The following is a 14439-nucleotide window of genomic DNA, read 5'->3' as shown; positions in this document are numbered from 1 at the left end:
GCCTGGTCGTGTGAGAAGGGCCGGGTTGCCGCTCAGCCCTTCAGGGTGGCCGCGACCGTGTCCGCGAGCGGGGTGGTCGGGCGGCCGAGGAGCCCGGACAGGTCGCCGGTGACGCCGGCGAGCGCACCCTCGGAGACGCGGAGGTCGGCGTCGACGAGGAGTTCGACCAGGAACGCCGGGAGGCCGACACCGGTGAGGATCTCGCCGTACTTCTCACCCGGCAGGTTCGCGTACGCGACCTCCTTGCCGGTCTGCCGCGCCGCCTCGGCGGCCAGCTCGGCCAGGCTCCAGTTGGTGTCGCCGGTCAGCTCGTACACCTTCCCGGCCTGGTCGTCGGCGAGCAGCACGATCGCGGCGGCCTCGGCGAAGTCGGCGCGTGCGGCGGAGGCTATCCGGCCCTCGCCGGCCGAGCCCACGACCGCGCCGCGCTCGACGGCGCCGGCCAGCGAGCCGGTGTAGTTCTCGGTGTACCAGCCGTTGCGCAGCAGCACGCTGGGCAGGCCGGAGGCGGCGATGCGCGCCTCGGTGTCGCGGTGTACCCGGGACAGGCCGAGGGGGCTGTCGCTCGCGGAGTAGATCGACGTGTAGAGCAGTTGGCCGACCCGGGCCTCGGTGGCGGCGGCGACCACGGCGGCGTGCTGCGCGATCCGGTCGGCCTCGGGGCCGTTGGAGGACACGAACAGCAGCTTGTCCGCGCCGGTGAAGGCCGGTACCAGCGTCTCGGGCTTGGTGTAGTCGGCCTCGCGCACCTCCACCCCCCGGGCGGCGATGTCGGCGGCCTTGGCCGGCGTGCGCACCGCCGCGACGATCTCCGAGGCGGGCGTGCCCCGGTCGAGCAGGGCGTCGATGACGAGGCGGCCGAACTGCCCGGTGGCTGCGGTGACGACGATCATGAGGCGTTCCTCTCTCCCGCGCACCGAACCCGTCGCCCGGTCGCTGCTAAAACGATTGCACTAACTTTTAGAAAGCGCAACCTGTGAGAGTGTGCAGTTGTTTGGTGAGTGCCTGCATGTAGAGAGTGCGTCACTTTCGAAAGCACTGACACGGCGGTAGCCTCGACAGATGCAGCCGCAGCCGCAGCCGCGCCGGCAGCGGCGGTCGCAGTCGACGAAGGGGGTAACGATGGAAGCCGAGACCGAGACCAGGACCGGTCCGGACCCGACCCCGGAGTTCGAGTTCGACGTCTTCGCGAAGGAGTGCGGCTCGCGCACGGCCATGGAGCACATCACCGGCCGCTGGGGCGTGCTGGTCCTGAGCGGGCTGTACGACGGCCCGATGCGCTTCAACGCGCTGCGCCGGCGGGTGGACGGGGTCAGCGAGAAGATGCTCGCGCAGACGTTGCAGGCGCTGGAGCGGGACGGTTTCGTGCTCCGCGAGGTGCAACAGCACGATCCCGCCCCGGGTCGAGTACACATTGACCGACATGGGCAGTGCGACGGCGGCCAAGCTGCTCGACCTGATCGCGCACCTGGAGGGCCACATGGCCCGGGTGCTGCTCGCCCGCGAGGAGTACGACCGGGCCCACGGCTGAGCCGTTCGGTCCGCGCCGGGCGGGCGCCGGCATCGACTACGCCCGAGGGGTCGGGGCCACGGGAGCGAATCCCGTGGCCCCGACCCCTCGGTCGATCCGGCCGGGCCGGACTCAGATGCTCCAGACGCCCGCGCCGAGCATCGACTTGATCTCGCCCGCCAGGCCGCCCTCGGGGTTGACCCGGAAGTCCAGGTTGTAGCGGGTGCGCATGCGCGCGCTCTCCAGGATCAGGTGCACCGGGTTGTCACCGGGGTGCGAGGACAACACCCGCTTGATGTCCTTCACCAGCTTCTCGTTGACCTTGGTGGTCGGCAGCCGCAGGCATACCGGTGCCTTGCCGCCGTGTTCGGCCGAGCCGATGTCGAGCGGGACCAGCTCCGAGCCGAACACGCTGAGCGCGCCGTCGCGTTCGTTGAGCCGACCCTTGATGCTGACCGCGACGTCCTCCTCGAGGGCGTGCGCGACGAGGGTGTACGACTGCGGGAAGAACAGCACCTCGATCTCGCCGTCGTGGTCGGCGAGGTTGATCATCGCCCACGGCGAGCCGCTCTTGTTCACCTTGCGCTGGATGCCGGTGATCAGCCCGGCGAGTTGCACGTTGCCCTCGGTCCGGCCGGAGTTCTTCAGCTCGGTGATCGAGGTGTCGCGGTGTCGGGAGAGGATGTGCTCGGCGCCGTCGAGCGGGTGGGCGGAGACGTACAGACCGAGCATCTCGCGCTCGGTGGCCAGCTTGAGCTTGCGCGGCCACTCCTGGTCGGTGAGCGTGAAGTCGAGCCCGACGGCCGGCTCGTCCGCCGCCTCGTCGCCGCCGCCGAACAGGTCGTACTGGCCGGCGGCCTCCTGCTTCTTCAGCCCGACCACCGCGTCGAGCGCCTGCTCGTGCACGTCGACCAGGGCCCGGCGGGTGTGCCCGAGGGCGTCGAACGACCCGGCCTTGACCAGGGATTCGACGGCGCGCTTGTTGCAGGCGGGCAGGCCGATCTTGGTCAGGAAGTCGGCGAAGGAGTTGAACTTCCCCTTGCTCGTGCGCGCGTCGACGATGTCGTTGATGACGTTGTCGCCCACGTTGCGAATCGCCCGCAGGCCGAACCGTACGTCGGACCCGACGGCGGTGAAGTCGGCCACCGACTCGTTGACGTCGGGGGAGAGCACCCGGATGCCGGCCGAGCGGGCGTCGGCCAGGTACATCCCCATCTTGTCCTTGTCGTCGCCCACCGAGGTGAGCAGCGCGGCCATGAACTCGGCGGGGAAGTTCGCCTTGAGGTAGGCCGTCTGGTACGACACCAGGCCGTACGCGGCGGAGTGCGACTTGTTGAACGCGTAGCCGGCGAACGGGACCAGTACGTCCCACACCGCCTGGATCGCCTCGTCGCCGTAGCCGCGTTCGCGACACCCCGCCTGGAACGGGATGAACTCCTTCTCCAGGACTTCCTTCTTCTTCTTGCCCATCGCGCGGCGGAGCAGGTCGGCCTGGCCGAGGCTGTAGCCGGCCAGCACCTGCGCGGCGCGCTGTACCTGCTCCTGATACACGATCAGACCGTAGGTGGGGCCCAGGACTTCGTTGAGCGGCTTCTCCAACTCCGGGTGGATCGGCGTGATTTCCTGCTGGCCGTTCTTGCGGAGCGCATAGTTGATGTGCGAGTTCATGCCCATCGGGCCCGGGCGGTACAGCGCGGAGACCGCGGAGATGTCCTCGAACTCGGTCGGCTTCATCAGTTTGAGCAGCGCCCGCATGGGGCCGCCATCGAGCTGGAACACACCCAACGTGTCGCCGCGGGAGAGCAGTTCGAAGGTGACCGGATCGTCGAGCGGGATCTTCTCGATGTCGACGTCGATGCCCCGGTTGGCCTTGATGATCTTGATGGCGTGGTCGATGATGCCCAGGTTTCGCAGACCCAGGAAGTCCATCTTGACCAGGCCCATCGATTCGCACGACGGGTAGTCGAAGCCGGTGATGATCACGCCGTCCTTGTCCCGCCGGTGCAGCGGGATCAGGTCGATCAGCGGCGTGGAGGACAGGATCACCGCGGCGGCGTGCACACCGGTGCCCCGGGTCAGGCCCTCGATGCCGCGCGCGGTGTCGATCACCATCTTCACTTCGGGGTCGGACTCGTAGAGCGCGCGGATCTCGCCGGCCTCGGTGTAGCGCGGGTGGTCCTTGTCGAACATGCCCGCCAGGGGCATCGACTTGCCCATGATGTCCGGCGGGTAGGCCTTGGTGATCCGGTCGCCGGTGGCGAACGGGAAGCCCAGGATCCGGCTGGAGTCCTTGATCGCGGCCTTGGCCTTGATCGTGCCGAAGGTGTTGACCTGCGCGGTGTACGCGGACCCGTACTTCTCGGTGACGTAGCGCACCATCTGGTCGCGCTGGCGGTCGTCGAAGTCGATGTCGACGTCCGGCGGGTTGATCCGCTCGGGGTTGAGGAAGCGCTCGAACAGCAGGTCGTAGTCGAGCGGGTTCAGGCCGGTGATCCCGGTCAGGTAGGCCACCATCGAACCGGCCGCGGAGCCTCGGCCGGGGCCGACCGGGATGCCGTTGTCCCGGGCGTACTGGCAGATGTCGGCGACCACGAGGAAGTAGGAGTCGAAGCCCATGGGCGTGATCACGCCCATCTCCAACTCGATCCGGTCCAGCACCTCCTGGCTCGGGTTGTCGCCGAACCGGTGCTTCAGGCCCGTGGCGATCTTCTTGCGCAGGTAGCTCGCCTGGGTCTCGCCCTCCGGGACGTCGAACTGCGGCATCCGGTTGACCTCGGCGAAGACCTCGTCGTAGGGCTGGATGCGCTCGGCGATCGCGAGGGTGTTGTCGCACGACTCGGGCATCTCGGCGAACAGCCGGCGCATCTCGTCGGAGGTCTTGATGTAGTAGCCGGTGCCGGCGAACTTGAACCGGTTCGGGTCGGCCTTGTTCTTGCCCACGCCCACGCACAGGAGCGAGTCGTGCGCGTCGGCCTGGTCCTCGGTGACGTAGTGCGAGTCGTTGGTGGCCAGGAGCGGGATGTTCAGCTCCTTGGCGATCCGCAGCAGGTCCTGACGGACGGTGCGCTCGATGTCGAGGCCGTGGTCCATCAGTTCGAGGAAGTAGTTCTCCTTGCCGAAGATGTCCTGGTAGGTGGAGGCCGCCTTGATCGCCTCGTCGTACTGGCCAAGGCGCAGGCGGGTCTGCACCTCGCCGGACGGGCAGCCGGTGGTGGCGATGATGCCCTCGTGGTGCTCGGCGATCAGCTCGCGGTCCATGCGGGGCTTCATGTAGTAGCCCTCGATGGACGCCAGGCTGGAGAGCCGGAACAGGTTGCGCAGGCCCTGGGGGTTCTCCGCCCACATCGTCATGTGGGTGTAGCGGCCGCCGCCGGAGACGTCCTTGCCGCCTTCGCCGTCCTCGCCCGGCGCGCGTTTGCCGCCGGGGGCCCAGAACTCGGGGCGGCGGGCGTGGCGGGTGCTGGGGGCGACGTACGCCTCGATGCCGATGATCGGTTTGACGCCGTGTTTTTTGGACGTGCCCTGGAACTCGTAGGCGCCGAACATGTTGCCGTGGTCGCTCATGGCCACCGCCGGCATGCCCTGGCGGGCCACCTCGGCGAACAGCTTGTCGTTCTTCGCCGCTCCGTCCAGCATCGAGTATTCGGTGTGGACATGCAGGTGAACGAACGAGTCAGACACGGTGTGTGAGGCTCCTCGGAGGGGCGGCGGGGGCCATCCACCATAACGCGGCCGGGGGCGGCAAACGGGTGTCCGAGGCCGATGTCCGCGGTGCCTCGGCCAAGGCTTTTCCGAGTCGTTTCCTCGCCGTATCCGGGTGGGCCCGGAGTGGGCTGCGGCGGGGTTTGTGGGGCGATTGGGGCGGGTTTGGCGGGGGATTGGGGAGGGTTAGGCGGATTTGGTGGGGGTGGGGGCGTGGGTGTGATCGTGTGGGTGGGCGTGGGTGTGGCCGTGTGGGTGGGCGTGGGAGTGGTCGGGCGCTTGGGCGGCCTGGGTGGCGGCTTCGCGGCGGCGGAGTGGGGGCAGGGTGGGTGGGGGTTGGCGGCGTTCGGGGAGGTCGGCCAGTAGGGTCTTGGTGGCTTCGGTGATGGCGGCGACGGCGCGCTCCACGGCCTCCTCTGTGCGGGGGGACGTGGTCTGGACGCCGCTCACTTTGCGGACGTATTGACGGGCGGCGGCTTCGATCTCGACGTCGGTGGCGACGGGGTCGAGTCCGCGGAGCGTCGTGATGTTTCGGCACATGCCTTTCAGGCTAGGCGGGGTGGCCGACATGTGGCCTGGGCCGGCGGGGGTCGTCCTTGGCGGCGTTGTCCTCATGCGCCGGACGGGCTGGGTTTGGTCGGGTGGACGGGGTCGGTTGCGGGAGCCCGACGCTTCCGTGCCGGCCTGCGGCCTGCTTGTCCTCATGCGCCGGACGGGCTGGGTTTGATCGGCCCGACGCGTCCGCTGCGGGAGCCCGACGCTTCCGTGCCGGCCTGCGGCCCGCTTGTCCTCAAGCGCCGGACGGGCTGAATTGGGCCTGGTCGGGCCGTGACTTGGGCTGTCGGGTGTCGTTCCCCCGCGACCCCGCGACCCCGCGACCCCGCGACCCCGCGACCCCGCGACCCCGCGACCCCGCGACCCCGCGACCCCGCGACCCCGCGACCCCGCGACCCCGCGACCCCGCGACCCCGCGACCCCGCGACCCCGCGACCCCGCGAGTTCGTTGGTGTGGGATGGCGTAATGGGCGTTGCCTTCCTGGGGTTGGGGCGTTGGGGTTTGTGGTGGTGTGGGCTGGGAGGAGTGGTGAGTGGTCGGCGGTGCTTCGGGGGCCGGGCGGTTGGTGGTTTCGTCGGGGACGCGTGATCACCGGTATGACCCGGCCACCGCGTGGCGGGTTTATCAGCAGGAGGACGGCAGCCTCACCGTCAGTACGGACGCCTGGCAGGAGGAGGCGCATACGCTGATGGCGATCCGCACCGACTGGTACGCGGATGCCGCCGCCGCGTCGGCCGCCGGTGGGCTGCCGCCGGACGTGGCGGGTCGGGTCAGCCGCGCGCTCGGCGCCGAGCCGGTCGCGCCGCCGCCGTACCGCGACTTCGCCGAGGCGTTTCGCGCGGGCGTGTCGCCGTCCCATCCGGAGCCGGTGGGCGGCCTGGACCTGGCCGTGCGGCATCGGCCCGCGCAGGACGAGTTCGGCGTGGGCGGCGACTGGTACGACGTGTTCACCCTCGACGACGGCCAGGTCGCGCTCGTGGTCGGCGACGTCCAGGGCCACGGCGCGGGCACGGCGCCGATCATGGCCAGGATCCGGACCCTGCTGCACGCCTACGCGGTGGTCACCCCCGACCCCGGCCGGGCCCTCGGGCTGGTGAACGACTTCCTGGACCGTTTCCCCGGTCCGGCCCACGCCACCTGCACGCTGGCCTACCTGGAGCCGGCGACCGGCCGGCTCCGGGTTGCCCGCGCCGCGCACCCGCCGATGCTGCTCGCCGATCCGGCCGGGACGCCGCGGATCGAGGACGTCGAGGGCGGCCTGCCGCTGGGCATGCTCGCGGACCAGGCGTATCCGTGTACGACCCTGACCGTGGCCCCGGGCGCGACGCTGGTCCTGGTCACCGACGGCTTGGTCGAGGGCCCGCAGCTGTCCTTGGACCGCGGCATGGAACGCCTGGCGCACCGCTTCGAGCGCAGCCGCGGCCTGGACCTGGAGGCGACGGCGGAGCGCCTGTTCGGACTCGCCGATCTGACCGGTCACCGCGACGACGTGACGCTGCTGCTGGCGCGTACGACGGTGCGCTGAACTCCCCACGCCCGGGGGTGTCGAGGGCCACAAAGCCCGCGTTTGCTGGAACTTCGGCCTTTGTCGCGAGAGGATCTGACTATGCGTCAGCTCGATGTCCCGGGCGGCGCCTGGCATCTGACGTGACGTTAGCCACGTGTAAACAAAGTTCGGGCCGACGCTCGCATACTGTCCCGTACGCAGACCTCATACAGGCGTACGCAGCGCCGGTTGAACCAGGCGATTTGGGAGGCTCCACGTGGAGTTCGGCATCTTCCTGAACGGGTACACCCCCGGTCCGGCCGCTCACGATCGCGCGAGCGAGCACCTGGTGCTCATGCGCGAGATGGAATTGGCCATCAAGGCCGACAAGCACAACTGGAAGTACGCCTGGTTCGGCGAGCACCACGGTCTGGTCGAGTACAGCCACATGTCGGCCCCCGAGGTCGTCATCGGCTACGTCGCCGCGAAGACCGAGCGGATCCACCTCGCGACCGGCATCAACAGCCTGTCGCCGCGCAAGGAGCACCCGGTCCGCTACGCCGAGCGCGCCGCGATGATGGACCACATCACCGAGGGCCGCTTCGAGTGGGGCACCGGCCGCGGCGCGGGCAGCCACGAGATGGCCTCGTTCAACATCATGGACAAGAACTCGACGAAGACCGAGTGGGACGAGGTCGTTCGCGAGATCCCGCGGATGTGGGCGCAGACCGACTACACGTTCGAGGGCGACCACTTCACCGTGCCGACCCCGCACGACATCCACCCGAAGCCGTACGGCGAGTCGCACCCGCCGATCTGGGTGGCCTGCGGCAACCCGGCCACCTTCGGCAAGGCCGGCTCGATGGGCATCGGCGCGATCGCGTTCAACTTCGAACCGGTCTACAACCTCAAGGGCCGGATCGAGGCCTACAAGGAAGCCGCCGAGAACCCGGTCGAGATCGTCGGCGACTACCAGAACAACAACGTGATGATGACGAACGCCGTCATCTGTCTGTCCGACCGCAAGCGCGCCCGCGAGATCGCGCTCAGCAAGGGCCGCGGCTACCTGGTCACCCTGGTGAACCTGTACCACGACACCATGCCGAAGTCGGCGGACGCGATCACCTGGCCGTCGCCCACCTTCGACCTCTCGATGGGCGGCGACGAACTGCTCGACCAGCTGATCGAGGGCGGCTACATGCTGGTCGGCACCCCGGACGAGGTGTGCGAGCAGGTCAAGGCGTACCAGGAGGTGGGCTGTGACCAGCTCGTCTTCGGGATCAACGACGGCATGACGCACGAGGAGAACCTCGAGATGATCGAGCTCTTCGGCAACCAGGTCATCCCGGAGTTCGACAAGGACCCGGAGCACTCGACCACCAAGTACCGCCGCAACGCGGTGCCGAAGTTCGGCCGTTTCCAGGGCGCGGGCCCGGACCCCGACCTCAAGGTCGAGGTGCTGCCGACGAGCGCGGTGCTGCCGCTCCCGTACCCCACGGCGTAGCCGAGATCGATCGGTCGCACCGGTACGGGTACGGGTACGACCGCACGCACGAGCACGAGCACGAGGCCATCGGGGCGTCCCGGTGGCCTCGTGCGTTTCGGTCGCCGGTGTCGGCGCGGGGATCGGGAGTCGCGGGCGGATCGGGGACGCCTACGACACGGAGGACTCGGCGTCCTCGCGCGTGTCGCCGCCGCCCGGCCGAGTGTCGGCGGCCTTGCGGCGGCGCCGGTTGCGGGCGGTGACGACGCGGCGGACGACCTCGATCAGGACGGTGATCGCCGCCGCGGTGGCCAGCCCGGCCGCGATGCCCATCAGCGGGTTGTCCTTGAACGCGCTCCCGCCCCAGAAACCGAGCAGTACGCCGTACGTCGCCCAGGCCAGGGCCGCGATCGCGGTGAACGCCCGGAACCGCGCGACCGGGTACTCGACCATCCCGGCGACCAGCGCGACCGCGGTGCGCCCGCCGGGGATGTAGCGGCCGACCACGATCATCACGCCGCCGCGTTCGGCCAGCCAACGCTCCGCCCGCTTGCGGGCCCGCTGTCCGCGCTCGCCGTTGAGCATGTGTTTGTTCGCGAACGGTTCGGCCCAGCGGCCGATCGCGTAGGTGATGTTGTCGCCGAGGAAGGCGCCCAGCGCGCCGGCCACGATGAGCAGGAACAGATTGGGCGAGAACCCGCCGGCGGTGGCGAACACGCCGCACGCGATCAGCGCGCTCTCGCTCGGCAGGATCGGCAACATCGCGTCCAGGAGCGCGGCGAGGAAGACGATCAGGTAGGCCCAGGGAGAGCCCGCGAAGTCCATGATCGGGTCGAACCACGCGTCCACGATCGCTCCCTCGCCGGTGTGTGCGGTGTCGTTTCCCGGCCCCCTCGGATGCCTGTTCGGTGGGCCGCCCTCCTCGGCGGCTACCCCGCGCGCGCGGAATCAAGGCATGGTGCGCCGATCGCTCGAACGTCTGTCACCCTTGATCCCCCCGGGTTCGGCTCGGCTCGACATCGACGCGGCCGAACGATCCGGCAGTGGAACAGCACACACCGAACAACGCAAGGGACGTGGCATGGACGCCGTTCACGAAGGTCTGGACGCCGTGCGGGCGGAACTGGTCGGTCTCGGTCGCCCCGTGGTGGCCCTCCTGGAGCCCGGTCTGCCGGCCGAGGCGGTGCACACCCGGATGGGTGCCGGGGTGCCCGCCGAACTGGTCTCCTGGTTCGGCTGGGCCGACGGCACCCGCGAGGAGCCGGACCAGTTGGTCGACGAGGCGTCGTTCATACCGGGCTATGTCCTGGTCAGCCTGGCCGAGGCGCTGGAGTTCCGCGAGGAGGTCGAGATGGACCAGCCGGAGGGGGTGCGGTGGTTGCCGCTGCTCGTGTCGCCGGCCGCCGACTTCTACGCGGCGATCTGGGACGGGACGGAGGTGCAGGTGGCCAGTTTCGTCCAGGGCGCGGACGAGCCGATGGTGTACGCGTCCATCCCGCTGATGCTGCGCACGGTCACCGAGAGCTTCCGGACCGGGGCGTTCGAGGTGGACGAGGAGGGCTACTTCGACATGCACCCGGAGCTGTGCGACCGGGTCTACGAGGCGCTGAACGGCTGACGCGTCACACGCGGAGGGGGTAATTCTCGTCACGCTCCGGCGCGCGTACGGGCGCGTACGTTGCTGGGCTACCTTGTCCGCGTGCATATACCCCGCCGCCGGACCGTCGCGCTCGGCCTCGCTCCACTGCTGATCGCCGGTCTCGCCTCGTGCGGGTTGATGTCCGATTCGGGCGACTCCGGGAGCTCCCCGAAGAAGGTGGAGAACGCCGCGATGCCCGATCCGGCGGGGTCCTCGGCGGCCCCGGGCGGCGCGTCGGCGCCGCCGCCCGCGCAGGCCGCGCCGGGTACGGAGATCACCGTCGCGCTCGCCGGCGATGTGCACTTCTTCGAGCGCACGGTGCCGCGCCTGAACGCGGGCGCGGAGGGGGCGCTCGGCCCGATCGGGCGCACCCTCGCGGACGCGGACCTGGCGATGGTCAACCTGGAGTCGGCGATCACCGAGCGCGGTACACCGGAGAACAAGACGTACCACTTCCGGGCGCCGGCGAAGGCGTTGACGGAGCTGAAGACGGTCGGCGTGGATGTGGTCAGCATGGCCAACAACCACGCGGTGGACTACGGCAAGGTCGGCCTGGACGACTCGATCGCCGCGGTGCAGAACCCGCCGATCGGCGTGGTCGGCATCGGCAAGGACGCCGATCAGGCCTATCGCCCGTTCGTCAAGAACGTGAAGGGCGTCAAGGTCGCGTTCGTGGCCGCGAGCCAGGTGCAGGACATCACCAACCAGCTCTACCGGGCCGGGGCGGGCAAGCCCGGCATCGCGAGCGCGCTCCAGGCCGATCGGCTGGTGCGGGCGGTGAAGGACGCGAAGGCCCAGGCCGACGTGGTGATCGTGTACATGCACTGGGGCATCGAGGGCGACAAGTGCCCGAGCAAGGATCAGACCGGCCTGACCCGCAAGCTCGCCGACGCGGGGGCGGCGGCCGTCCTGGGCACGCACGCGCACGTGATGCAGGGCGCGGGCTGGATGGGCAGCACGTATGTGGGCTACGGCTACGGCAACTTCCTTTGGTACGGCACCTCTCCGTACCCGAACTCGAACGACACCGGCGTCGCGACGCTGACCATCAAGGACGGCAAGGTCGTCGGGGAGAAGTTCACCCCGGCCTCGATCGACAACCGCGGCGTGCCGATGCCGGTGACCGGCGCCGAGGCGAAGCGCATCCTGGACCGCCGGGACACCCTGCGCCCGTGCACGGGACTGACGGCGACGCCGAAGAAGTAGCGCGTCGGGGCGCACCCGAATCGGCGGATGGCGGCCCGCGGTTGTCGTAAGTCTGCTGTCGGCGGTCGATGGGGGTTGCTAGGTTGGTTGCCATGTTCCTCCTGTGTGCGTAGGACTTCGCACCGGCCGCGCCCCTTCGTCGGGTTGCGCGGCCGATTCGGCGTCCACGCAGGTGCATCGGTGCGGCTGGGCCGTGCCGATCCTTCGGAGGAATTCCCCCATGACAGCCATGCCTTCCGCCGACATGTGTTCCGGGTCGGCTCCCTCCTATGCCGCCGTGTTGCGGCTGCCCCACGCGCGGCGGGCGTTCGGGGCCGCGATGCTCGGGCGGTTGTCGTACGGGACGATCCCCTTGTCGTTGTTGCTCGCGGTGAAGTCCGGGACCGGGTCGTATGCGGTGGCCGGGACCGTGATGGCGTTGTTCGGGGCGACGAGCGTGTTGTTGTCGCCGATGCGGGCCGGGTTGGTCGATCGGTACGGGGCGCGGCGGGTGTTGCCGCCGATGGTCGCGCTGTACGCGGTGTTGTTGGTCGGGATCGCGGTGGCCACGTGGCGGCCGGGGGCCTCGGGGGTGGGGGTGGGCGTCGCGGTGGCGGCGGCCGGGGCCTGTACGCCGCCGGTGGGGCCGGTGATGCGCGCGGTGTGGAGCGAACTGGCCCCGAGCCGCGAGCTGTTGCAGCGGGCGTACAGCCTGGACGGGGTGGCCGAGGAGATCGTGTTCGCCTCCGGGCCGCTGCTGGTGGGCCTGCTCGTGGGGTGGGCGCCGGCGGCGGCCGGAGTGGTACTGGCCGCGTCCTTGATCGTGGTCGGGACGATGGCGCTCGCGGGGTCGCCGGCGGTGCGGCGGGTGGGGGCGGCCGGCGGCGGTGGCGGGGCGGCGGAGCCGGCCGATGGCGGCTCGGCGTCGGGTGGCGCGGGCCTGTGGCGGGCGGTGGTGGTGGCCGCCGGGGTCGGTGTGGCCCTGGGCGGGATCGACCTGCTCGCGGTCGCGTTCGCGGAGGATCGGGGGCGGTCGGCGGCGGTCGCGTGGATCCTGGCCGCCCTGTCCGTGGGCAGCGCGGTCGGGGGTCTGGCCCACGGCGCGGTGTCCTGGCGGGTGTCGGCCGACCGCCGACTGCCGCTGCTCGCACTCGGGTTGGGCGCGTCCCTGGCCGCCGCCGGCCTGTCCCCGAACCTGTACGTCCTGGCCGCGGCCGCCACGCTCACCGGCCTCTTCGTGGCCCCGGCGATCACCACGGCCTACCTGATCGCCGACGCCGCCGCGACCCCCGACACTCGCACCAGGGTCGGCGCCTGGGTCAACACCACCCTCAACGCCGGCTCCTCGGCCGGCGCGGCGGCCACGGGCGTACTGATCGCCCCCACCCCGCTGCCGCTGCTGTTCGTACTGGCCGCCCTCCCGGTCCTCGTGGCCGCCGCTCTGGCGGGGCTCGGCGCGAGTTCGGGGCGCCGCAGCCGGCCGGCCGGGCGGGTGGGCGACCGACCTTCGCCCGCGCCGGCGGCCGGAAGCGGGTCGACTCACAGCGACCATGACGGTTCGTCGGCGCTGTGAGCGGTCGGGAAGGCGGCGTCGGCCTCGGGCACTCGTGCGTGTTGGGCGCCGTTCGCCGACACGGTCCAGCCGAACGCCTCGACGCCCGGGCGGCCGGCGGCGCACCATCGGGACCACGCCGCCTCGATCTCGTCCCACAACCGGCGGGGCCCGTGGTGGTGGACGGCGAAGGTGGTGAGTTGCCGGCCGTCGTAGTCGACGCTCGCCCACGAGGTGCCGGCCTCGTCGCCCACCCACAGGCGGGTGTGTACATCGTCGATGTCGGGGGTCTCGTCCCAGTGGTGCCAGACGCCGGGCGCCATCAGGCCGATCGCGAACTCGGCGGTGAGGTCGCCGCCGGCCACCTGCCAGGGAGACAGCGTCGTCGTGCTCGGTGCGGGGGTGTGATCCGGGGCGACAACCTCACCCACGTGGGTGATGCGTGAGCGGTGCCCGCGCAGGTGCATGAACGCCCCGCCGGGGCGGAACCGGCCGTGTGCGCGGCCCCGTTCGTCCACCGTGGCCACGAGGGTGCCGTTCGTGGTCCACGCGGTGGCCCAGGGCGTGACGATTCCGGCTCCGGGCCGGCACTGCCGGATCCAGGCGGGTGGGAGGTGGGTCACGGCGGCGGTGGACAGGATCCGGTCGTAGGGCGCGCCGGTCGCCCACCCCTCGGCGCCGTCACCCCACACCACGGCGGGATGCCGGCCAAGGCCCGCCAACCGGGCTTCGGCGATCCGGGCGAGGTTCACGTCCACCTCGACGGTGACGAGGCGCCGGTCGTCGTCGAGGCGGTGGGCGAGCAGTCCGGCGTTCCAGCCGGTGCCGGTGCCGATCTCCAACACCCGGTGCCCGTCGGCCACATCGAGGGCCAGCAGCATGGCCGCCACGATCGAGGGCTGTGACGCGGACGACGACGGCCACTCGGCCCCGCCGCTCCGGGGCGCCCCGCCGTCGCACATCTGCACGACGACCGGCGCGTCCGCGTAGGCGGCGGCCCACCAGCGCTCCGGCTCCCGCACCCGATCGCACCGCTCGTGCCGGTCGCCGTCGGGCCGCCGCAGCCACACCACGTCGGGAAGGAACACGTGCCGGGGCACCCCGACGAACGCCTGCCGCCACACCTGCGGCAACTCCCCGACGACCTCCTCCACCCGCCGCAGCAACCCCATCCGAGCCCGCCACAACGCCCGCGCCTCGGCACTCACCGACCCCACCGCCCCTTCGGCGTCCCGGGGTTGGCCGGCTTGTCCGGCGGAATCGGCGCCGGCACAGGCTTCTCCGGCTTGTGCCCGTCATCGGTCGCTGGATCGCGGTGTTTTCCCA

10 protein-coding genes and 1 pseudogene are annotated in these 14439 nt (G+C 70.7%); 6 read left to right on the top strand and 5 right to left on the bottom strand.

What is annotated here, in order from left to right; all coding sequences use genetic code 11:
* Window positions 1-32: 32 nt before the first annotated feature.
* Window positions 33-893, bottom strand: coding sequence for an NAD(P)H-binding protein (locus B4N89_RS13410; RefSeq protein WP_078976069.1), 861 nt, complete (start codon window positions 891-893; stop codon window positions 33-35).
* 229 nt (window positions 894-1122) lie between these two features.
* Between B4N89_RS13410 and B4N89_RS13405 the strand changes: the two are divergent.
* Window positions 1123-1531 (top strand): annotated as a pseudogene (locus tag B4N89_RS13405) (winged helix-turn-helix transcriptional regulator).
* A gap of 111 nt (window positions 1532-1642) precedes the next feature.
* Here B4N89_RS13405 and dnaE read toward each other — a convergent pair.
* Complete coding sequence (dnaE, locus tag B4N89_RS13400; RefSeq protein ID WP_078976068.1) at window positions 1643-5191, bottom strand: DNA polymerase III subunit alpha; 3549 nt, start codon at window positions 5189-5191, stop codon at window positions 1643-1645.
* Window positions 5192-5398: 207 nt separating this feature from the next.
* Window positions 5399-5752, bottom strand: coding sequence for a DUF2277 domain-containing protein (locus B4N89_RS52585; RefSeq protein WP_078976067.1), 354 nt, complete (start codon window positions 5750-5752; stop codon window positions 5399-5401).
* A gap of 548 nt (window positions 5753-6300) precedes the next feature.
* Between B4N89_RS52585 and B4N89_RS13390 the strand changes: the two genes are divergently transcribed.
* Both B4N89_RS13390 and B4N89_RS13385 read left to right on the top strand, forming a co-directional pair.
* The gene (locus B4N89_RS13390) at window positions 6301-7293 is read left to right on the top strand and encodes a PP2C family protein-serine/threonine phosphatase (RefSeq protein WP_143657945.1); all 993 of its coding nucleotides are present in this window, start codon (window positions 6301-6303) and stop codon (window positions 7291-7293) included.
* A 238-nt stretch (window positions 7294-7531) separates the two neighbouring features.
* Window positions 7532-8758: an LLM class flavin-dependent oxidoreductase gene (locus B4N89_RS13385; protein ID WP_078976065.1), complete on the top strand. Its 1227-nt coding sequence runs from the start codon at window positions 7532-7534 to the stop codon at window positions 8756-8758.
* Window positions 8759-8908: 150 nt separating this feature from the next.
* Here the strand turns inward: B4N89_RS13385 and B4N89_RS13380 are convergent, their stop codons facing one another.
* Entirely contained in the window at window positions 8909-9586 is a 678-nt protein-coding gene (locus B4N89_RS13380; protein ID WP_201260836.1) for a DedA family protein, read from the bottom strand.
* Between the two features lie 232 nt (window positions 9587-9818).
* On the opposite strand from B4N89_RS13380, the gene B4N89_RS13375 reads away from it, so the two are divergent.
* The 3 genes from B4N89_RS13375 (at window position 9819) to B4N89_RS13365 (ending at window position 13134) form a co-directional block, all read left to right on the top strand.
* A complete protein-coding gene (locus B4N89_RS13375) occupies window positions 9819-10355 on the top strand; it encodes a hypothetical protein (RefSeq protein ID WP_078976064.1) in 537 nt (178 codons plus the stop codon).
* 81 nt (window positions 10356-10436) lie between these two features.
* Window positions 10437-11582, top strand: a complete 1146-nt coding sequence (locus tag B4N89_RS13370) for a CapA family protein (protein WP_078979343.1) — start codon at window positions 10437-10439, stop codon at window positions 11580-11582.
* A gap of 220 nt (window positions 11583-11802) precedes the next feature.
* Complete coding sequence (locus B4N89_RS13365) at window positions 11803-13134, top strand: MFS transporter (RefSeq protein ID WP_078976063.1); 1332 nt, start codon at window positions 11803-11805, stop codon at window positions 13132-13134.
* Here B4N89_RS13365 and B4N89_RS13360 read toward each other — a convergent pair.
* On the bottom strand, window positions 13101-14321 hold the full coding sequence (locus tag B4N89_RS13360; protein WP_235618603.1) for a methyltransferase: 1221 nt from the start codon (window positions 14319-14321) through the stop codon (window positions 13101-13103). The genes B4N89_RS13365 and B4N89_RS13360 overlap by 34 nt on opposite strands.
* Window positions 14322-14439 lie beyond the last annotated feature (118 nt).

It is taken from the genome of Embleya scabrispora (genome assembly GCF_002024165.1).
Taxonomy (GTDB): Bacteria; Actinomycetota; Actinomycetes; order Streptomycetales; family Streptomycetaceae; genus Embleya; species Embleya scabrispora_A.
This window is presented reverse-complemented; position numbering and strand designations above follow the sequence as displayed.